Below are 20,256 nucleotides of genomic sequence, written 5' to 3' on the forward strand. Positions count from 1 at the left end.
TATTCAACTATTTAAACTTATTTAATAAGTTTTCAAATTCATCCTTACTAATTTTTAAATTTAAATCTGTAAGCGGCTTTGCGTCCTTACCTTGAAGCCTATCTAGAAATGAAGGCTCATTTTTTTGATAGATAATACCTGAGCATAATCCGTCGGTTTCTATTAGTTTGTTCATAGCGGCCTGGTAGTTACTAGAATCATAGGTGGAATCTTCATCAATGTTTTTAATATTTTCTCTATACCACTGATAAGTATTTACTTTATTAAAAGTTACACAAGGACTAAAAACATTAATTATAGAAAAACCATCGTGTTCTATTCCCTTTACTATTATATCTATTAGTTGGTCTTGTAACCCTGAGAAACCTTGGGCCAAATAAGTTGCGCCAGCGGCAAGTGCTGTAATACCAGGTTTTAGTGGGTTATCCATAGAACCAAATGGAGTGCTTTTGGTTTCAAGGCCAGTATCACTTAAAGGAGATGTATGTCCTTTGGTAAGTCCGTATATTTGATTATTTAATACTATATATGTCATATTTAAGTTTCTTCTTATTGCATGTAGTGTATGACTAGTTCCAATTGCAAAACCATCACCGTCTCCACCGGCAGCTATAACCACTAGCTCTTTATTAGCCATTTTAATACCTTGTGCTATTGGCAATGAGCGTCCATGTATACCATGAAAGCTATAACCATTTAAGTAGCCAGATAGTCTACCAGAGCATCCTATTCCAGTTATACTGGCGAATTTATCTATAGGTATTTCTAGCTTTGATGCAGCTACTTGGATTGCCCTTAGTATTGAAAAGTGCCCACAACCAGGACACCAAGTTGGTGTTACCTTATTGCTATAATCTTGCATAGTAGCCATTACGCCCACTCTCCTATCTTCTCGACAAGTTCATTTATTGTAAAATTAGTACCGTCATACTTTGTAATGCTATGAATTTTACTATGATATCCTAACTCTTCCTTAATAATGGAAGCCAACTGTTTACGATAATTATTTTCTACAACAACTATTTTGTCGTAATTTTCTAATAAAAAAGTCAATTGCTTTTTAGGTAGAGGACGAATCATTCTAATTGCTCCAAAATCTATTTTTTTACCGCTTAAATATGCAGCTTCTTTTATAGCACCGAATATTGATCCGAAAGTCAAAAATAACGTATTATTGCCATTATTTGTTCTATAAATATCAATAGATTCGTCATTTTCTAAAGGAGCAGTCTTATTTAATCGTTTTTCCATCATATTTTTCCGATTCTCTGGTTTTTCAAGGGGAAGACCTAGCTCGTTGTGTTCTATTCCTGTAACATGATGTCCACCATTTATTATACCTGGGAAGCTTCTAGGTGAAACACCATCCTTGGTAAGCTCATATCTTTTGAAGGTTCCTCTTTCAATGTTGGAAAGTTCATCTTTTATAACTATTTTTCCTCTATCAATCACAACCTGATTATAATCTAGATCATCAATTGTCTGCGGAGAAAGACCTAAAGATAAATCGGACAAAATAAATACAGGGCACTGATATTTATCTGCTAGGTTAAATGCTCTAATTGTATCGTAAAAGCAATCTTCTACTGTGGAAGGAGATAAAATAATATTAGAATATTCTCCATGTCCTCCATAATATATGGCAAATAAATCACTTTGCTCATGTTTAGTTGGAAGTCCTGTACTAGGGCCTCCTCTTTGAATATCAGCTATTACAACGGGAGTCTCTGTAATTCCTGCAAGTCCGATACCTTCCATCATTAAAGATATACCAGGTCCAGAAGTAGCAGTCATACTTCGTACACCACCATAAGAAACACCTACAGCCATTGTAATTGCAGCAATCTCATCTTCAACTTGTACCATAGCTCCTCCATAACGTGGAAGAACCTTCCCCATATATTCCATTACCTCAGAAGCAGGAGTAATTGGATATGAAGGTATAAATCTACAACCTGCCATTAAAGCACCAAATCCTATAGCTTCATTCCCCATCATAACTGCTTTGGATGATTTTTTTTCAGATATGGATAAAAAGTACTCTTCTTTATTGAATATATCACCATCATAATTATAGGATTCTTTAAGTGCCTTTAAGTTTTTTTCAACTATTTCATCACCTTTAGTATGGTATTTTTCTTTTAATGATTGGGACAATTCGTTCTGCTCAAGGCCCATTAACCGACCTAAAAAACCTAGGGCACGGGTGTTTTTTATTATTGGAGCACTTAAGTCTTTTGCTATTTCTGTAATAGGTAGCGGAATTAATGAGTCTTCTTTGTAGTTTAAATCCTTAGAAGATAATATAGAGTCGAATAATATCAAGCCATTTGGCTTTAGCTTGCAATTGAATAAGTCAATTGTTTCTTTATCTAATGCTAATATAATATCTAATCCATCTTTAGAACAAAGCTGTTTTTCCACACCAATAGATATCGTCATTGTAGTGTTACCGCCTTTAATTCTAGAAGAAAAATTTCTATTTCCATAGGTGTAGTACCCTAAATTAGATAGAGTTTTCATTAAGTTAGTGCCTAGGCTAACTACGCCTTCTCCTTGAATGCCTCCAATTAATAAAGTTAAATTTTTTTTCAAATAACTCACTCCTAAGAATATAATATATCAATAATTATCTACTATTATTTATATTACTACCATATTTTAATCATGATTAATCATGTATAGTTACATATATAAGGTAAACGCAAGACTATTATTTAACATATTAATATTCTGAATTTTAATTAAATTACAGCACGAAATAATATTTAGTTGACAGGATGATACATAACCTATAAAATATTGTAAAACATAAGATATAAAGCGATGAATAAGAGTAGTAGCTATAGTGTTTTTCTAGAGCGAGCCGAAGATGGTGGAAGTTCGGTGTTGAGCATATAGTGAATGGACTTATGAGTGCTGGCTGAAATAATAGTAGGCTAAGACGGTATTCCTCCGTTATAAGGAAAGTTGAATTATAAACGACAAGTAGGATGCTTTGCATCAACTAGAGTGGTACCGCGGAGAATAACTCTTCGTCTCTAAGTAATTAATTAGAGATGGAGAGTTTTTATTATTAATAAAAGGAGGTATATAAAATGAACAATCAAGGTAAAAAACTAGTATTTAGTGGTGCACAGCCAACAGGAAGCTTAACATTAGGTAATTATATTGGAGCTGTACAAAATTGGAAGATTTTAGAAGAAGAGCATGACTGTTTGTACTGTATTGTAGATTCACATTCTTTAACTATACGTCATGATCCAAAAGAATTTCGCAAAACTTCATTGTCATTTTTAGTACAGTATTTAGCAAGTGGCCTAGACCCAGAGAAGAACATTATTTATTTTCAATCCCATGTTCCACAACATGCAGAGCTAAGTTGGATCTTAGGTTGTAACACATATGTAGGAGAATTAAGCAGAATGACTCAGTTTAAAGATAAGTCAGAAAAAAATAAGGATAATATTAATTCTGGTTTATTTACTTATCCTGTACTTATGGCAGCAGATATATTATTATATAGAGCTAATCTTGTGCCCGTTGGTGATGATCAAAAGCAACATTTAGAGATAACTAGGGATATTGCTATGCGTTTTAATAATTTATATGGAGAAACTTTCCCAATACCAGAAGTTTATACACCAAAGGTAGGAGCTAGAATTATGAGTTTACAAGAGCCAACTAAGAAGATGTCAAAGTCTGATGATAATGTTAATGGAACAATATTTTTAATGGATTCTGATGATGTTATTATGAAGAAGATGAAAAGAGCAATTACGGATAGTGAAAATCTTGTAGCTTATAGAGATGAACAACCAGGAGTTAAAAATTTAATTACCATATATTCTAGGCTATCAGGCTTATCTATAGAAGAAATAGTATCTAAATATGAAGGTAAGGGATATGGTGCCTTTAAGAAGGATACAGCAGAAGTGATTATAGAGTTTTTAAGACCATTTAAGAAGAGTTATGAGGATTACATGAATAATTTGGATTATGTAGAAAAAATATATAAAACTGGTGCAAAAAGGGCTTATGAATTAGCAGAAGATACTATGAGCTCAGTACGCGATAGAATAGGATTAATACAAAAATAATAATAAGCTGAGAAATTATCACATTTCTCAGCTTATTATTATTTTGTGATTCTAATATAAGTTGAAAGTATTATTGACGAATTGAAAAACCAGCGTTTTCAATCATTTTTTTAACTTCATCAATATTATCAGTTTCAATCCTAACAATAATTTTTACTACTTTAGTAGGTACATTAGGATCGTCTATTAGTAAACTTATAATATTGGCACCCGCTTTAGAAATAACATCAGTTAAAGCTGCTAATCTTCCTTTAATATCATAGGAAGTAATTACAAGTTTATGTCCCTTATCTATTCCATAAAGATGTGTATAATGTCTAAAAATAGTTTTATGAGTAATAATACCTAAAAATTCTCCTTCGGTATTATTAATAACAACAAATGGAATATTAGTTTCTGCAAGAAGCAGAGCAGCATCTTCAACACTATCGTAAAGTGTAAGACTCGGTATGTCTGTATGAATTAAGTCATTTACGGTTACGTTGTTATTATTTTCTTCCATCATAGCCTTTAAAAGCTTTACCTTTGCAATTACGCCCACAAATTTATTGCCCTCCACAACAGGTAATGATAAAAAGTTTCCTTCCTCAATTACTTTTAGTGTGGATTTTAAATCTAGACTAGGATCAATCAATATTAGCTTTTCTTTAGGTACAATAAAATTAATAGAAATCATAGTTATCCCCCTTTTAAATATACTCATTTAAATATATAAGGCTATTTAGAAAATATGTATATTAGTATTTAAAAAATAGAATTCTACTTTATAAATACCCCTTAAATTAATAGACAAACATATCGATAGAAGAAAATACCACTAATAAACAATTAGTATATAGAAAAAATATATATAAGTGAGGTGATATTATGATAGACAAGAATAAAGTAGTTATCCCGGAGGCTAGACAAGCATTAGAATTATTCAAAGAGGAAATTGCTAATGAACTTGGATTGGAAAATGAAACTAGAGCTGGGTATGTAGGTGGATATATGGTTAAAAAAATGGTAGAGGATGCTGAAAAATCCTTAGTGCATTTAGGAAGGTCATAGTACCTTCCTTATTTTTTTAGTACCATAATATTGACTGAATTGAATATAAAAGGTATGCTTATTATTAATAGGTATTATTGCAATCTAAAGCAAGAAGTAAGTATATATAGTAGGCTAAGGGAAGTGGTAGATTGAAAAAAACTAGTAAACTAATCGTTCTTATATTTTTTACTATATTCGGTATAACAATCGGTATTCAATTTAACTCAATGATAGGTGGAGATTTTACTTCTCCACACAAAAATGAAATAGAGGCTCAGGAAGTATCCGATCTAAGAAAAACTACTGAAGATATGAAAACAAGAATAATTGATTTAAAAAAACAAGTGGATACACTAGAGCAAGAGCGGGCTGTTGAAAGTGTTCCTTTACAAAAGTTAAAAACAACTGTTGATGAGTATAAATTTTTAGCAGGGTATTCATCAGCTTCTGGGCCAGGAATTACTATTGTTTTAGATAGTGACTTACAAAAGAATATCGCTGAAATTATTGAAGGAAGAAGGTATTTAATAAGCTTGGTTAATGAGTTGAAAGCTTTCGGAGGAGAAATTATATCGATTAATGATTATAGAGTTGTTGGGCGTAGCGAGATAACATTAGCCGGAAATCATATTAATGTGCATGGTAAGCCTATTGCGCCCCCATATATTATTCAAGCCATTGGAAGTCCAGACTCACTCAAACGTTATGTAGAACGTGGAACCCTTATATTTGAACTTATGGCATCTAATGGGATTACTTCAAATATAAAGTTTTCAGAGGATATTAAAATACCTGCATTAGCAAATGAAAAACCATCACAATTTTCAAATATAGTGGAAGATTAGTGATTTTGGATGGTTTGCAATTTTTTACAAAATAAAAAACAATAAGCCATAAAGCCTTATTGTTTTTTATTTTGTAATTGTGATAATATCAGATGACTATTAACATCCAATTTTATAAAAGCATTCTGTATTGAATGTATTAATAGATTCATCAATAACTAATAACTTAGAATTATATCCACTATAAGCATCTATGTCTTGAAAAGCTGGTAGTGTTATAGAAACTAGAACTAAAAGCATTATTAAGCTCTTCTTCACTAAAATCTACCTCCTTTAAGAATAGGTTTTTAAAAATCTTCAACAAAAATCTTGTTTAATATATTTTTTGTAAAGTAGCTAAAAATATTACAGTAGTTTATGGAAGTTGAATTGGCTTAAAGATTATATTGTATGTTTTTCCTGGGAAATTATTTGTCGTAAAACCAAAAAATATTATAAATTATGTTAATATAAAAGGAGAAGTCAAATTATGAGAGTAAGGAATATTTCAAATGCAAAAGAATTATTGAAGGAATATACTTATTATATAGAAAATCCAAGTTTATCAAAAGGTAATTGGAAGGCTTATTTTAAAAATCATAATCCTATTCATATAGAGATAGGAATGGGAAAAGGACAATTTTTAACTACTCTAGCTAAGACATATAATTCTATTAATTATATTGGTATCGAAAAAATTGAAGAATTAGTACTAAAATCTGTTAGAAATTTAGAAAGTACAGAAATTAGCAATATGGCGTTAATACATTTAAATGCATTGAATTTGCAAGATGTTTTTTTGAAAGGCGAGGTTAAAAGAATTTACTTAAACTTTAGTGATCCTTGGCCAAAGGCGAGACATGAAAAAAGGAGATTAACGCATAGTAATTTTTTGAAGATGTATAGAAATATTTTAAGTGAAGATGGAGAAATACACTTAAAAACTGATAGTCTAGATCTATTTGAATTTTCACTTGAAGAGATCAATAGAGAAGGTTTCTATTTAAGTGAAATAATATATGATTTATACAATAAACAAGATAATGAAATAGCTAAAACTGAATATGAAGAGAAGTTTATATCTCAGGGAAAACCTATTTATAAGTGCATTGCTTCGATAAACAAAGACTAAGTTAATATGGAGTTTTAACTCATCTGAATGCGTGTTGCGTTTTACCACTGAGAACAATTAGTCTTGGTATGTATATTTCTAAGAGATGGACAGCTTTCGCTCCATCTTTTAGAATATAGAGGCTTAGAATTGTTAGCTATCGGATTAAAGTGAAGGGTGGGTAATGAATGAGCATAGAAAGTAAATTTGAAAACTTAATTAATAATGCACAAGACGGATTTAAAATGTCTACTACACAATACTGCCTAAAAAAATTAAACCCTAGAACTTTAATTTCTAAAAATAAATTTGTGAGAAATAGTTATATATCTTCTCCTAATGAGGGCGTAAATCATTTTTATGAAATTGATACTGAGGGTAATCTAGCTTTTTATTTAGTGTGTGATGGACAAAAAAGCCTGGAATGGATTCTAGAAGATTTAATTTATAAGATTTCAAAAGAAAATAACTGTATTTATTTAAAATTTATAGTAGGAGCTAAGTCCATAGTTATTCCATTTATGTTAAAGGATACTTACTCTCTATATTGTCTTACAAGAATAGTAATACAGTCTAATATTATGTTGTACTATTTAATGGAAAATAAAAAGGAATATATTTATTTAGGATACAATGAGATAAATATTTCTAAAGAAATTAAAGAATATATAATTAAAAACATAAATTATGAGATTGAAACTAAGAAAATAGAAGCTAAATAAGGCTCTTAACAACTATCTCCAAAATACCTATTAAAATTATATGACAAATTCCCCATGAAATATTTACTAATGCCTCGCTTAGTTTTATATCCTTTTCTTCTCTTAAAACATCCATTATATTAGAATGATCTACTAGTCTATTGGATTTTTTTAGACGTATTGGCACAAAAAAACCAAAGATTCCAACTGCTATAATAATTGTAGAAACAATATAATTAGCATTTAAAATTGTTGGGAGTAAGTTATTACCTTTTATAAAACCAAATAAAGCTGCTAATAGAGAAGTTAGCAGAATGCTTCCTATAGAATAAGAAAAGACTTTTTTAAATCTTTCAATAATAGTTTTCATTTGATCACTCCTGTTTTATTATCTAATGAAGTATAAAATTTCTAATTATTAATGGCGCATAAAACATATTAGGTTAATTAAGTACATATATAATTTTACACTATTTATGGTATTAAATAAAGGCTTCTTAGGTTAAAAATGCTACTAGTAGAAGCCCTTATTTTAAAAAATTCTTATCATATTAATAAATTACTAGTAGAGATAACAAATACCAATAGCTTCTAACCCTAAGTGAGAACCAATAACTGGACCTAGTTCATATATTTCTGTATTAGCATTTGGAAAACGCTTCTGAATCATTTTTTCATACTCTTTTGCCTCGTCTAAAATACCTATATGGCATATACCAATAGTAGAAGCATTGGATGGAATATCTTCAAGCATTTTGTCCATTGCTTTTTTCTTTCCTCTAACTTTACTTAAAGGCTCTAATTTTCCGTCTATTAATCCAATAATAGGTTTAATATTCAATAAAGAACCTATCATTGCTTCGGCTGTTGAAAGACGTCCACCTTTTTTCAAGTAGTCCAAGGTTGCTACTGTTAAACGTATACCAGTATGTTTTTTTTGTTCTTCAATCTCGTCTACTATTTGTTGCCTTGATAATCCTTGTTCTGACAATTGAATTGCTTTTTCAACTAAAGCTTTTAGATTGGCAGCAGCAGTTAATGAATCTATAATGGATATTTTAGATGGATCTACAATGCTAGCTGCTGCATTAGCACTGTTAAATGTGCCACTTAACTTTGAAGATAGGGTAATAGCAATTACTTCATAGTTTTCTTTTATTGCTTTATTAAACACCTCGGCAAAGGCACCAATAGATGGCTGAGATGTGGTTGGAAAATCTGAAGATTTTGAGAGCTTTTTAAAAAATACATCAAATTCTCCTGGCAAACCTTCATTTTTCACAGAACCTTCAAAATTAACAGATAGTGGAACTATATCAATATTATATTTTTCTATAAAAGATTTATCTATATATGCTGTACTATCAGTTACAAATTTAATTTTAGACATTTAATCAACTCCTTATAGACTGTAATAATTATATGAATATAATATCAGGTACTAGTACCTGTTGTAAAGTATAATTATGATATCTTGCATTAAAACGTATGTTCGAAGTATAATGGTATTACATCTATGAAGAAAGGAAGGATATAATGTTAGGGAGAACTCATGTTACTTTAGGTTTGATGTTATCATTATTAGTAGTTCCAATTTTAGGGTCCTCCTTAACTATTGGTAAATTTAACTTGCCTGCTATTATAGTGTCGATAATAGGAGCTTTATTACCAGACTTAGATATGGGGACATCTTTTTTGGGAGCCAAATTTGGTTTTATTAAGGCCAAGCATATAAAAAAAATATGGATTGCTATTTTAACTTTAACGTCAATTGTTGCGATTATTTTTTTAAAGGATACTCCTGTTTTTTATGGTATTGCTTTTATAATTTTTCTAGGATTTGTATTTGCTGATAAATTTGCACGAAAAGGGTACTATACAATTAGAAACTTTGTACAATCTATAGTAGGTATATCAATTATTTTATTTTCTTACTACTATCAGCACTATGTTTTAGTTTTTGTCGGGATTATTCTAATTTTATTATTATTCAGTAAGCATAGGGGATTATCCCACTCTATTGTTTTTTTAATTGGATCCACATTTGCGGTTAGAAAAATAAGCTTATTTTATGGAGATGTGGACTATAGTATAATTTTCGCAGTGAGTATGGGTAGCCATCTATTAGGAGATATGCTCACAAAATCGGGGATAGGACTGTGGGTACCTTTTAATAGCAAACGTATTAAGTTTCCATATACTATAAAAACTGGTGGAAAGGTAGAAAAACTCATCTTTATAGCGGCTTTATTTGCAATATTTAATATATTGAAAGGGTTATAATTATAGATTGAATAGAGCCTTTATTTGTAAAAAGAAAAAACAAGCTTTTTTGTTGAAATATTGTTATACTAGTATGGTATAAACTATTATAATCCTACATAAGAGGTGATTTAGTGAATATGATAAAAACTAGAAATATAGTAAACGGTGCAATGTGTATTGCACTAGGAGTACTGCTACCCCAGGTGTTTCATTTAGTAGGTGGTGCTGGGCCTGCATTTTTACCAATGCACATACCTGTTTTATTGGCTGGTTTTTTAGTTAGTCCAATTACAGGTTTATATGTAGGAATATTGACTCCAATTTTAAGTCATTTAATTACCGGTATGCCACCTGTTGCACCAATACCTATGCTTCCGATTATGATATTTGAGTTATCTACATATGGATTTATTGCCGGTATATTATATAATAAACTGAGGATGAATATATTTATATCTTTGGCTGGATCTATGTTGGCAGGTAGGATTACTTATGGACTTATTGTTTATATTATGCTCACATTTTTTCATGTTAAAATGGCAGGACCTATAGCTGCTGTAATAGGAGCTGTTAATAATGGTATATTAGGTATAGTTCTTCAAATAGCATTTATACCTGTACTTGTGAAGTTATTGGAAGGGGAGTTAATTCATGTCAGATCGAATATTAGCCCAAAATAAACTGACGGAAGGAGAATATTCCTGTGTTTTAGTAAAGGATGGAAATATAATAATGACTTCCTACGATAAAGGAATTAAACCGTTACTTACTAAGCTAATAGAAGATGAAAAATTTTTAGAAAATGCCGTGTTGGCTGATAAGGTTATTGGAAAAGCAGCTGCTTTATTATCGATATTTGCTGGTATTAAGTCAGTATATGCCCATGTAATAAGTGATTGTGCTAAAATGATATTGGAAAAAAACGGAATAGATGTTGAATATAATCGTATTGTACCATATATTATGAATAAAGATGGAACAGATAAATGCCTTATGGAAAAACTTATCGATGATATAGAAGATCCAGCAGAAGCTTTTACAGTATTTAAGAATTTTTTTAAAGTATAGTGAAGTGTGTTTTCTTATACTTAAAAAACAGACAAAAGCAGCTTTGCTGATTTTTTAAACAAATATGATAGCTACAGTTAGTAGGGAAGTGATAAAATGGGATGTTGTAAAGGTACAAAAAGAAATAAACAAGAAAATAAAAAACCATGTCCACTTTGTAATACCCTTGGAAATAATATTCACTATTTGGCTGTGGAGATGGTAGTAAAGGAAGATATAATTTCAGCAGTAACAAAGGAAGATTATTTTGTATGTATTAATAATAGCTGCGATGCTGTTTTTTATAATGAATCTGGCGACAGGATATTTTTAGCGCAGGATATAAATATGGGATCAAATTTTGATGAAGTAACGAAACAATATGGTTGTAAATGTAATTCTGATAGTAAATGTGGAAGCTGTAATAATAAATAAAGTGTATTGAAGAAAACTATAATCATAATGAAGAAACTTAAGAAGAAAAAGAGGTGAAGTTAATGAAATTAAACGTGGGTAAGGTAAATAGGCTAAAAATATTTGAAATCGATCAAAGAGGTGCTCTGTTAAAAAACGAAGATGGTGGTAAGGGTATTCTGCTTTCTTTAAAAGAACTTCCTAATGATAAAATGGTAGGGGACTTTATAGATGCTTTCATTTATAGAGATTCTAATAATCGTTTGGCAGCTACTCTAAAAAAACCATATGGTGAAGTTGACGAAATTGCTTATCTTAAGGTTGTAGATGTAACTTCGATAGGTGCATTTTTAGATTGGGGTTTAGAAAAAGACTTGTTTATTCCTATGCGTGAACAGGTTTGCAAGATTCAGAAGGATAAATATTATCTAGTAAAGATCTATTTAGATAAAAGCGAAAGATTATGCGCAACCATGAAAATTGATAATGACTTAAAAACTCATCCATCCTATAAGCCAGGAGAAATGGTGCAAGGTACAGTGTATGGATATAATCCTAGACTAGGTGCTTTTATTGCTGTTGATAATCAGTATTATGGATTTGCTCATATATCAGAGATATTTAATGATTTAAGAATAGGTGATAAATCAAGTTTTAGGGTTGTTAAAATTCGTGAGGATGGACGGGTAGACCTATCTACAAGACAGGTGGCCCATAGACAGATGGATAGTGATGCGGAAGATATTTTACAAATTCTAGCTATTAGAAGAGGCTTTTTACCATTAAATGACAAAAGCGAACCTGAAGAAATAAAAAAATATTTATCTATTAGCAAAAATGCTTTTAAAAGAGCCCTGGGAAGATTATTAAAGGAGAAGAAGGTAATTCAGACAGATGAAGGAATTAAATTATTAGTTAATGTGAAGATAAAAGAATTAGAAGAAAATGACTAGGTTTTAAAACCTAGTCATTTTCTTTGTTAATTATTTCCAAATTCTGATATATTTCCTTTGTCTAAGCTTTTTTCAAAGTCATTTGTAACATTTACAACTAAAGAAGCTAACCCTAATAGAGCAATAATATTAGGTATAACCATTAGACCATTAAATGTATCTGCTAATTCCCATACTAGCTCAACCTTCATTGTAGTGCCTATAACAATACATGCTAAAACTAATACTCTGTAAATATTGATTGCGTTTTTACCAAATAAGTATTTTATGTTAGATTCTCCAAAGAAATACCATCCTACTATAGTGGATAAAGCAAAGAAGAATAAACAGACTGCTACAAACGAATTACCAAAGCTACCAAATCCTTTTACAAATCCTTCTTGAGTTAATAATATTCCGTTGTTTCCAGAGTAAAGGCTACCACTTGTTAAAATTACTAGAGCGGTTAATGTACATACAACTCCAGTATCTATTACAACACCCATAGTTGCCACTAGTCCCTGTTGTGCTGGGTGTTTGACCTTAGCTATAGCATGTGCATGAGGAGTAGACCCCATTCCTGCTTCATTGGAGAAAAGCCCTCTTGCTATACCATAACGAAAGGCTCCTTTTACTGTTGAACCTAAAAATCCTCCCGCTGCCGCCATCGGAGTAAATGCACTTTTAAAAATTAATTGAAATGATGGTCCAATTTGGTTAAAATTTGTTAAAACAATAACTAAGCTTCCTAAAATATATAAGGCCGCCATAATAGGTACTATTTTTTCAGTAAAGGATGCTATTCTTCCTATTCCTCCAATAGTAATAAGACCTACTATAAAGGCAATGATTATACCAGTTACAAGCTTGTTTATATTAAAAGCGCTATATACAGCCTCTGCTATAGAGTTTGACTGCACCATATTTCCCATAAATCCTAGAGCTAAGACTATTGCTATTGCAAAAAAACCTGCTAAAAATTTACTACCTAAGCCTTTACGAATATAATAGGCCGGTCCACCTGTAATTTCACCGTCTACTCTTTCTGTATGGATTTGAGCTAATATAGCTTCTGCAAATATAGTACCCATTCCAAAAAAAGCGCTAATCCACATCCAAAATACTGCACCAGGACCTCCAGTTGCCATCGCGGTGGCAACTCCAGCTAAGTTACCTGTTCCTACTTGAGCAGCTATTGCAGTTGTTAAGGCCTGATATGAAGACATACCATCTTCGTTAGCCTTGGAGCTTTTTTTAAACATACCTCCAAATGTTTCGTTCCAAGCAAGCTTAAACTTTCTAACTTGAATTACACGAAGCTTAATAGTAAATAAAATTCCGGTACCTAGAAGGAAAAATAACATAATAGGTCCCCATAAAACGCCATTAATTTTACTAATGATTTGTAATAAGTCCATCTAATAGCCTCCCCTTAGTTTAAAATTGTTTAATAGGTGCCTGTTAAAATAAAGTAAGAAATTATGTCTGTGCACTTTTCAAGTTTATGATACAATATTGTTAAAAAAATATCAAGTACAAAATATTCTAACTAAATCTATTTAATTCGAAATAGCTATGAGAACATACAATTATCAGTCTTTATTATAATGATTTATATAAAATATTCTTCTAGTAATAATTAAAATTGGAATATCTATGATATAATAAATTAGATGCAGTAATCAATTATCTATTTTTACTAAGGGTTATAAATATGTTTTAAATTATAATTGTAGCTAAATAAGGGGATGATAATTATGATTTATAGCAGGGTTACTGCTGTTGTACTATACTCAGGATTAATAGAAAGTAAAACAGACCACATATTTGTTATAGCATGTGATATGCCTTTTATTAATACTAAATTAAGTGAATATATGGTTGACTTATTACAGGATGAAGATGTTATAATTCCTTTTGTAGATGGACACTATCAACCACTCTATGCAATATATGGTAAGTGATGTATACCAGAGTTTGAAAAATTGTTTCAAAGAAGGTGGTATAAGATTATAGATGCTTTTCAAGATTTAAAGATTAGAAAAATAACTAGGGAAGAGGTTTTAGAACTGGATTCTTCTATGTTATGTTTTGAGAACGTTAATACTTACGAACAGTATTCACGTCTAAAAGATGCTTTTGATTAAAATGATCGAATATTTCGACTACATAAAATAACATACTATTATATTGGAGGTAAAATTATGGAGGTTGTTTCTGGACAAGGAAAAATAAGAATTTCTAATGATGTTATTATGCTAATTGCTAAGAAATCAGTGGAGGAAGTAGACGGAGTTGTTTCATTTAGTGGTGGACTGCCTGTAGGCATAACGGAGTTTTTCAGTAAAAATACTGCTACGAAGAAAGGAGTAAAGATTAAAAATGAAGAAACACAAGTAGTTATAAATCTTTCGGTAGTAGTGAAATATGGAGTTATTATTCCTGAAGTGATAAAAGCAGTACAAGGCAAGGTAAAGAAGTCTATTGAAGCCATGACAGATATTGAAGTAGGAAAAGTGAACGTATTTGTTCAAGATATTCAACTATAGATAAAAAAAGGTATAAATAATAAAGAAACAGGCTCTAGATGAGCCTGTTTCTTTATTATTTATCTCTTAGCAATCTTCCATTTCCATATGATGTTTACAATGGCAATGCATCATTTTATGTCTATATGCCTCAGTTTTATTCATTGCAGCCATGTACATATGCATACAGAACATTTTCTCCATGTGATGGAGCATTTCTTTATCACATTTTTCCATTGGCATAGGCATTGGTGGACAAGGCATTGGCATATGTCCAGGCATACCGTGCATTGGTGGGCAAGGCATAGGCATAGGGCATGGATGAGGCATACCGTGCATTGGTGGGCAAGGCATAGGCATAGGGCATGGATGAGGCATACCATGCATTGGTGGACAAGGCATAGGCATAGGCATTGGCATTGGGTCAGGCATAGGCATTGGGTCAGGCATAGGCATAGGCATAGGCATATGTCCAGGCATACCGTTCATTGGCTGATAAGGCATTACCATATCTTCATCGTTACAACCACATAACATATTATTTCCAAATATTTCCACAAAATAACCTCCTCAACTAAAATATAATTAACTCCTTTAATTACAAGATATGTATCGAGGAGGAATTTTGTTACTTTTTTTAATAATAAAAAGGTAGTATGCTCGTAAGCAATACTACCTTTTTATTATTTATTAGATTCTACGTATTCAACTATGTCTCCGATATTTTTAAAGCTTTCAGCTTCTTCATCAGGAATTTCTACACCAAACTCGTCTTCAATAGCCATAATGATTTCTACTGCGTCTAGAGAGTCAGCTTCTAAATCACTCATTAGAGAAGTCGTAGAAGTTATAGACTCAACATCATCAACGCCTAATTGATCAGCAACAATTTCTTTAACTTTTTGTAATACCATATGTAATTCCTCCTTAATATACTTTACTTATTTATTATTATAATCAAAAAGTCCAATTTTAGAATACCATAAAACATTTTGTTTGTGTATATATTATTTATTAAAAGTTTAATAAATATGGATCTTATTATCAATTGAAAATAAAAGCCGAATAGAAAATACTGATTTTTAAGGGTTTACAAATTAGATATAGTTACATATAATGATGATATATATTTCAATTGATAATAGGAGGTATTATTTATGATGAATGAAAAACAATCTAAAACTAAGGAAATTAATAGAATAATAATTATAACTATTGCTCTAAATATATTGTTGCTAATTATTAAGGTAGTAGCAGGCATACAATCTAATAGTACTGCATTAATAGCGGATGGTCTTCATTCTGGGTCTGATGTAATAACATCTATAGGAGTTATTATAGGAATAGCAATGGCTCAAAAACCTAGGGATGAAATGCATCACTATGGTCATGAAAAGATCGAAGTAATAGTAACGTTTATATTGGCAATAATACTGATTTATATAGGTGGAAAAATTGGATACAGTGCACTTATAGCTGTAATAAAAAAGGAACAGGTATATTTTAGTTATTTTGCTCTGTTTGCAGCCTTCATCTCCGTAATTGTTAAGGAAATACAATATCAGGTTTCATTTAGAGTAGGTACTAGAGAGCAAAGCACTGCTTTAATAGCTGATGCGTGGCATCATCGTTCAGATGCTCTTTCTTCAATAGCTTCATTCATTGGAATATTAGGAGCAAAGTACGGGGTATATATTTTGGATGCTTTAGCAGGCTTAGTTGTTTCCGCAATCGTAATAAAAGTCGGTATTCAAATATTTATAGATTGCTTTCAACAACTAATAGATGTATCTATACATCTTGATGAAATAGATAGTGTAAAGGAAATCATAATGAATGAAGCTTATATTAAGAATGTGAGTGATATACGAACTCGTAAGCATGGATCAAAGGTTTTTGTGGATATCAGAATATGTGTAGATCCTCACATTAATGTATACGAAGGACATGAGGTTGCAGAAAGAGTGGAAAGTATAATTAAGACAGAAATAGGAAATATAAAGGATGTAATTGTACATGTGGACCCATATTGTGTTAATAGTGAAGATGGACCAAATTGCAAAGGAAGTAGTTGCGATTGTTAACTAGATTAACACTGTGTTAAATTATTTAACATGGATTTAACATTCCCATAACATTTCATTAACCAAAAGAATAATCTAATGCATTAATATAATGAAGGATATATTATACTAATAGACAAAATGTTGTGATGGGAGGATTTTTAATGGAAATCTTTTTTGGTATAGTTGGAGGGCTGGGGTTATTTCTTTACGGAATGACCATTATGAGCACGGGACTTCAGAAAGCTGCAGGTAATAAGTTAAAATCTATTATTAGTATGCTTACTAGTAATAGATTTATGGCTGTTACCGTTGGTGCTATTATAACTATGATCGTCCAAAGTAGTAGTGCTACTACTGTTATGGTAGTTGGTTTTGTTAATGCTGGAATGATGAATCTGGCTCAGGCTGTAGGAGTTATTATGGGATCTAACATTGGGACAACCATCACAGCTCAAATAATTACATTTAAAATTGATAAATATGCACCACTTATTATAGGACTTGCTGTAGCAGTTTGGTTATTCACTAATAATAGGAAAGTTAAACAATTTGCAGAAGCCTTTATTGGTTTTGGTATCTTATTTTTAGGTATGAAATTTATGGGAGATGCATTAAAACCGCTAGGGGAATATGAGGGTTTTAGAAATCTTTTAGTAAGCTTTGGACAACATCCATTTTTAGGTATCTTAGCTGGATTTGCGATTACAGTGGCTGTTCAAAGTAGTAGTGCATCTACAGGTATACTATTGGCTTTATCTTCCCAAGGACTAATCCCTATTTCATCCGGATTACCTATTTTATTTGGTATTAATATTGGTACAACTATAACAGCGCTACTTTCAAGTATAGGGGCTAACGGTACTGCTAAAAGAGCTGCAGCAGTCCATGTTATGTTTAACTTATTTGGAACTATAATCTTTATTGTTTTCTTGCAAGGACCATTATATTGGGCAATTACTATGATAGATCCAGGAACTACTGCATATGCTGTTTCAAGACAAATTGCCAATGCCCATACAATATTTAATATTGTAAATACAATTATTATGTTCCCTTTTATTGGGTTACTAGTTAGGCTTGCTACTAAGATTATTCCTGGAGAAGAAGATAAAGGAGAAGGAATTAAATATATTGATGAACGTATTTTAGAGACACCTCCAATTGCTTTAGCTAGTGCTATGAAAGAGACTCTTCATATGGGTAATGTGGCTAGAGAATCTTTAGAAAGTGCATTAGAAGGATTTTACAATAAAGATCAAAAGAAAATAGACGAAACAATGCGGATAGAAAAAGTGGTTAATGAAATGGAACGAGAACTTGCTGCATACTTAGTAAAATTATCTAATACTGATATTTCTGTGGAGAACAGAGAAACTGTAGATGGACTTTTTAATACAATCAATGATATTGAAAGAGTAGGAGATCACGCTGAAAACTTAGCAGAGTTGGCGCAATTTACTATAGATAATCATTTGGTGTTTTCTGAAACAGCTATGGATGAATTAAGACAGATGTCTGGATTAGTTTTACAGGCATATATAGACTCTTTAACAGCCTTAAAGTCTTTAGACGGGGGATTAGCTATGAAGGTAGTTAAAACGGAAGGACGTATAGACTATTTAGAGAAGACTCTAAGGGCAAACCATATTGGTAGACTAAGTGCCCAACAATGTATTCCAAGTTCAGGTATTATCTTTTTAGATATCATTAGTAATTTAGAGCGTATTGCAGATCATGCCTCTAATATTGCTATGGCTGTAATGGATAAAATTAAAGCTGTAAAGTAGTGTGGTTCGTTAACTATACTTTAAGCTTTTAACTAAAAATAAAGGTCCATGGGGATTTGCTTACTCATGGACCTTTATTTTTAAAAAGATTTCAAGTGTTTCTAGGATTATTAGTTGATAAGTAATCTGTAGATTTACAGTATTTTATGTGCTTGAGATTTTTAACACAGATTTAAAAATTAAGTAGGTGGGAGTCGATGTGACGGTATCTGACGCATTTCACCATATTTAATGTTACGGTTTTGTAATTCATTTCGACAATTATTCCTTTATAATAGTAATTGAAATAATTATTATAATTACTTACATAATGTGAAGTAAGTTAAGGGGGAAGGACTAGAATGAAAAAATGGATATTTCTTATTGTCGTAGTAAGTATTTTAAGTATGTTATTTGTAGGCTGCACAACAGTTGGTGCGGTAAACCTCCCGGTCGATTTAAATGATGATGAAAAGCAAATCGAAAATATTCCCCCGGATAAAATTGAAGGCATAGATGATAATAAAATAAATGATGAGGAAAAAACGAATCAAGATGAAATAAATGTAGAAATTGAAATAGATGAGAAAAATAATAATGATAAAATAAATGATACAGCTAATCAATCAGAAAGTGAAAATAAAGCAGATCAAGATAAAAAGCCAGACATTGTAGATTCTAAAATTCATTACTCAGGGGACGGTAGCAAAAAATTAGTTGCCCTTACCTTTGATGATGGACCAGAATCCAAATATACTTCGCAAATTATGGATATATTAGATCAATATAATATTAAAGCTACATTCTTTGTTATAGGACAAAATGCTGAAAAATATCCTGAAGTATTAAAGAGTATTCATGGAAAGGGTCATGAAATAGGTAACCATAGTTGGAGTCATAAATATTTCCCAAAGCTATCGAAGAAAGAAGTAGAAAAGGAGATATTAATGACCGAGGAATTGATAACAGATATACTAGGTGAGCATAGTGCATTATTCAGACCTCCCTATGGTGCACTTAAAAAGCAAGGAATAGAATTTGTTAACTCTTTAGGATATAACGTTGTTAACTGGTCAGTAGACACTAGAGATTGGGCTGGAACATCGGGTGAACAGATGATGAAATATGTACAGCAGCAATTAAAGCCGGGTGGGATTGTTTTAATGCATAATGCAGGTAATCCAAAATCAGTAAAAAATACTGTAGATACATTACCCAAAATGATAGAGTGGATTAAAGAACAGGGATATGAGTTTGTTACTGTTTCTGAGATATTAGATTTATAAAATTTTTAAAAAATAAGCCAAAATAAATCCTTAAAAAAGGATTTATTTTTTTATAAAAATTTAGAAAGTTAAATGAAAAATAACTTTAAATTATAAAAATTGAATATTTGAATCATTATGGGAGAAAATAAAAATAGTTTGATCTTCGGTGTGCCGCTAAGAGCTTTCACTTTATACAAGTGAG

25 protein-coding genes and 1 other annotated feature are annotated in these 20,256 nt (G+C 31.2%); of the genes, 16 read left to right on the forward strand and 9 right to left on the reverse strand.

All coding sequences use genetic code 11. The features are described from left to right. Positions 1 to 7: 7 nt before the first annotated feature. Together HYG84_RS09335 and HYG84_RS09340 are read right to left on the reverse strand one after the other, a co-directional pair. Positions 8 to 871 (reverse strand): 2-oxoacid:ferredoxin oxidoreductase subunit beta, encoded by an 864-nt coding sequence (locus HYG84_RS09335; protein WP_212376178.1) that lies wholly within the window; start codon positions 869 to 871, stop codon positions 8 to 10. Beyond that, a complete protein-coding gene (locus HYG84_RS09340; RefSeq protein ID WP_212376181.1) occupies positions 871 to 2,595 on the reverse strand; it encodes a 2-oxoacid:acceptor oxidoreductase subunit alpha in 1,725 nt (574 codons plus the stop codon). Before HYG84_RS09340 ends, HYG84_RS09335 begins: the two co-directional genes overlap by 1 nt. Before the next feature lie 222 nt (positions 2,596 to 2,817). Further along, positions 2,818 to 3,046 (forward strand) — a binding site (T-box leader). Positions 3,047 to 3,098: 52 nt separating this feature from the next. Here HYG84_RS09340 and trpS point away from each other — a divergent pair. Beyond that, positions 3,099 to 4,100 (forward strand): tryptophan--tRNA ligase, encoded by a 1,002-nt coding sequence (trpS, locus tag HYG84_RS09345; RefSeq protein WP_212376184.1) that lies wholly within the window; start codon positions 3,099 to 3,101, stop codon positions 4,098 to 4,100. A gap of 70 nt (positions 4,101 to 4,170) precedes the next feature. On the opposite strand, the gene HYG84_RS09350 is transcribed toward trpS, so the two are convergent. Further along, positions 4,171 to 4,776: a CBS domain-containing protein gene (locus HYG84_RS09350; RefSeq protein ID WP_212376188.1), complete on the reverse strand. Its 606-nt coding sequence runs from the start codon at positions 4,774 to 4,776 to the stop codon at positions 4,171 to 4,173. A 191-nt stretch (positions 4,777 to 4,967) separates the two neighbouring features. Between HYG84_RS09350 and HYG84_RS09355 the strand changes: the two genes are divergently transcribed. After that, a complete protein-coding gene (locus tag HYG84_RS09355) occupies positions 4,968 to 5,150 on the forward strand; it encodes an alpha/beta-type small acid-soluble spore protein (RefSeq protein ID WP_212376191.1) in 183 nt (60 codons plus the stop codon). Positions 5,151 to 5,281: 131 nt separating this feature from the next. Further along, entirely contained in the window at positions 5,282 to 5,977 is a 696-nt protein-coding gene (locus tag HYG84_RS09360; RefSeq protein ID WP_212376194.1) for a DUF881 domain-containing protein, read from the forward strand. Between the two features lie 99 nt (positions 5,978 to 6,076). On the opposite strand, the gene HYG84_RS09365 is transcribed toward HYG84_RS09360, so the two are convergent. Continuing rightward, positions 6,077 to 6,235: a hypothetical protein gene (locus HYG84_RS09365; RefSeq protein ID WP_212376196.1), complete on the reverse strand. Its 159-nt coding sequence runs from the start codon at positions 6,233 to 6,235 to the stop codon at positions 6,077 to 6,079. 211 nt (positions 6,236 to 6,446) lie between these two features. Here HYG84_RS09365 and trmB point away from each other — a divergent pair, with 211 nt between their 5' ends. Continuing rightward, positions 6,447 to 7,088 carry a tRNA (guanosine(46)-N7)-methyltransferase TrmB gene (trmB, locus tag HYG84_RS09370; protein ID WP_212376199.1) on the forward strand — a complete coding sequence of 214 codons (642 nt, stop codon included), beginning with the start codon at positions 6,447 to 6,449 and terminating at the stop codon, positions 7,086 to 7,088. A 167-nt stretch (positions 7,089 to 7,255) separates the two neighbouring features. Continuing rightward, positions 7,256 to 7,789: a hypothetical protein gene (locus HYG84_RS09375; protein ID WP_212376202.1), complete on the forward strand. Its 534-nt coding sequence runs from the start codon at positions 7,256 to 7,258 to the stop codon at positions 7,787 to 7,789. Here HYG84_RS09375 and HYG84_RS09380 read toward each other — a convergent pair. Continuing rightward, complete coding sequence (locus tag HYG84_RS09380) at positions 7,782 to 8,138, reverse strand: hypothetical protein (protein ID WP_212376205.1); 357 nt, start codon at positions 8,136 to 8,138, stop codon at positions 7,782 to 7,784. The two genes, HYG84_RS09375 and HYG84_RS09380, sit on opposite strands and share 8 nt — an antisense overlap. Positions 8,139 to 8,330: 192 nt before the next feature. Further along, positions 8,331 to 9,158, reverse strand: a complete 828-nt coding sequence (locus HYG84_RS09385; RefSeq protein ID WP_212376208.1) for a DegV family protein — start codon at positions 9,156 to 9,158, stop codon at positions 8,331 to 8,333. Positions 9,159 to 9,304: 146 nt separating this feature from the next. Here HYG84_RS09385 and HYG84_RS09390 point away from each other — a divergent pair, with 146 nt between their 5' ends. From HYG84_RS09390 to HYG84_RS09410, 5 genes are all read left to right on the forward strand, one after another. Further along, on the forward strand, positions 9,305 to 10,051 hold the full coding sequence (locus HYG84_RS09390; protein ID WP_212376211.1) for a metal-dependent hydrolase: 747 nt from the start codon (positions 9,305 to 9,307) through the stop codon (positions 10,049 to 10,051). Between the two features lie 119 nt (positions 10,052 to 10,170). Further along, positions 10,171 to 10,713 (forward strand): ECF transporter S component, encoded by a 543-nt coding sequence (locus HYG84_RS09395; protein ID WP_212382173.1) that lies wholly within the window; start codon positions 10,171 to 10,173, stop codon positions 10,711 to 10,713. After that, on the forward strand, positions 10,685 to 11,101 hold the full coding sequence (locus tag HYG84_RS09400; RefSeq protein WP_212376215.1) for a DUF1893 domain-containing protein: 417 nt from the start codon (positions 10,685 to 10,687) through the stop codon (positions 11,099 to 11,101). The genes HYG84_RS09395 and HYG84_RS09400 overlap by 29 nt, the downstream gene beginning before the upstream one ends. 96 nt (positions 11,102 to 11,197) lie before the next feature. After that, entirely contained in the window at positions 11,198 to 11,515 is a 318-nt protein-coding gene (locus tag HYG84_RS09405; RefSeq protein WP_212376217.1) for a hypothetical protein, read from the forward strand. A 62-nt stretch (positions 11,516 to 11,577) separates the two neighbouring features. Then, positions 11,578 to 12,447, forward strand: coding sequence for a CvfB family protein (locus tag HYG84_RS09410; RefSeq protein ID WP_212376220.1), 870 nt, complete (start codon positions 11,578 to 11,580; stop codon positions 12,445 to 12,447). Positions 12,448 to 12,473: 26 nt separating this feature from the next. Here the strand turns inward: HYG84_RS09410 and HYG84_RS09415 are convergent, their stop codons facing one another. Further along, positions 12,474 to 13,844 (reverse strand): alanine/glycine:cation symporter family protein, encoded by a 1,371-nt coding sequence (locus HYG84_RS09415; protein ID WP_212376224.1) that lies wholly within the window; start codon positions 13,842 to 13,844, stop codon positions 12,474 to 12,476. A gap of 339 nt (positions 13,845 to 14,183) precedes the next feature. On the opposite strand from HYG84_RS09415, the gene mobA reads away from it, so the two are divergent. Genes mobA through HYG84_RS09430 form a run of 3 tightly spaced genes read left to right on the forward strand, consistent with a single transcriptional unit; the run spans position 14,184 to position 14,975 of the window. Further along, entirely contained in the window at positions 14,184 to 14,390 is a 207-nt protein-coding gene (gene mobA / locus HYG84_RS09420; RefSeq protein WP_212376227.1) for a molybdenum cofactor guanylyltransferase, read from the forward strand. Between the two features lie 21 nt (positions 14,391 to 14,411). Beyond that, on the forward strand, positions 14,412 to 14,573 hold the full coding sequence (locus HYG84_RS09425; RefSeq protein ID WP_212376230.1) for a hypothetical protein: 162 nt from the start codon (positions 14,412 to 14,414) through the stop codon (positions 14,571 to 14,573). Positions 14,574 to 14,630: 57 nt separating this feature from the next. Continuing rightward, positions 14,631 to 14,975, forward strand: coding sequence for an Asp23/Gls24 family envelope stress response protein (locus tag HYG84_RS09430; RefSeq protein ID WP_212376233.1), 345 nt, complete (start codon positions 14,631 to 14,633; stop codon positions 14,973 to 14,975). A 66-nt stretch (positions 14,976 to 15,041) separates the two neighbouring features. Here HYG84_RS09430 and HYG84_RS09435 read toward each other — a convergent pair whose 3' ends face one another. Together HYG84_RS09435 and acpP are read right to left on the reverse strand one after the other, a co-directional pair. Continuing rightward, positions 15,042 to 15,512, reverse strand: a complete 471-nt coding sequence (locus HYG84_RS09435) for a hypothetical protein (protein ID WP_212376236.1) — start codon at positions 15,510 to 15,512, stop codon at positions 15,042 to 15,044. A 125-nt stretch (positions 15,513 to 15,637) separates the two neighbouring features. Then, a complete protein-coding gene (gene acpP, locus HYG84_RS09440) occupies positions 15,638 to 15,868 on the reverse strand; it encodes an acyl carrier protein (protein ID WP_212376239.1) in 231 nt (76 codons plus the stop codon). Positions 15,869 to 16,111: 243 nt separating this feature from the next. Between acpP and HYG84_RS09445 the strand changes: the two genes are divergently transcribed. The 3 genes from HYG84_RS09445 (at position 16,112) to HYG84_RS09455 (ending at position 20,072) form a co-directional block, all read left to right on the forward strand. Then, complete coding sequence (locus tag HYG84_RS09445) at positions 16,112 to 17,038, forward strand: cation diffusion facilitator family transporter (RefSeq protein ID WP_249168572.1); 927 nt, start codon at positions 16,112 to 16,114, stop codon at positions 17,036 to 17,038. A gap of 143 nt (positions 17,039 to 17,181) precedes the next feature. Continuing rightward, positions 17,182 to 18,807 carry a Na/Pi cotransporter family protein gene (locus HYG84_RS09450; RefSeq protein ID WP_212376242.1) on the forward strand — a complete coding sequence of 542 codons (1,626 nt, stop codon included), beginning with the start codon at positions 17,182 to 17,184 and terminating at the stop codon, positions 18,805 to 18,807. A gap of 341 nt (positions 18,808 to 19,148) precedes the next feature. Then, entirely contained in the window at positions 19,149 to 20,072 is a 924-nt protein-coding gene (locus tag HYG84_RS09455) for a polysaccharide deacetylase family protein (RefSeq protein WP_212376245.1), read from the forward strand. Positions 20,073 to 20,256: the final 184 nt, after the last annotated feature.

It is taken from the genome of Alkaliphilus sp. B6464 (assembly GCF_018141165.1).
GTDB lineage: Bacteria > Bacillota > Clostridia > Peptostreptococcales > Natronincolaceae > Alkaliphilus_B.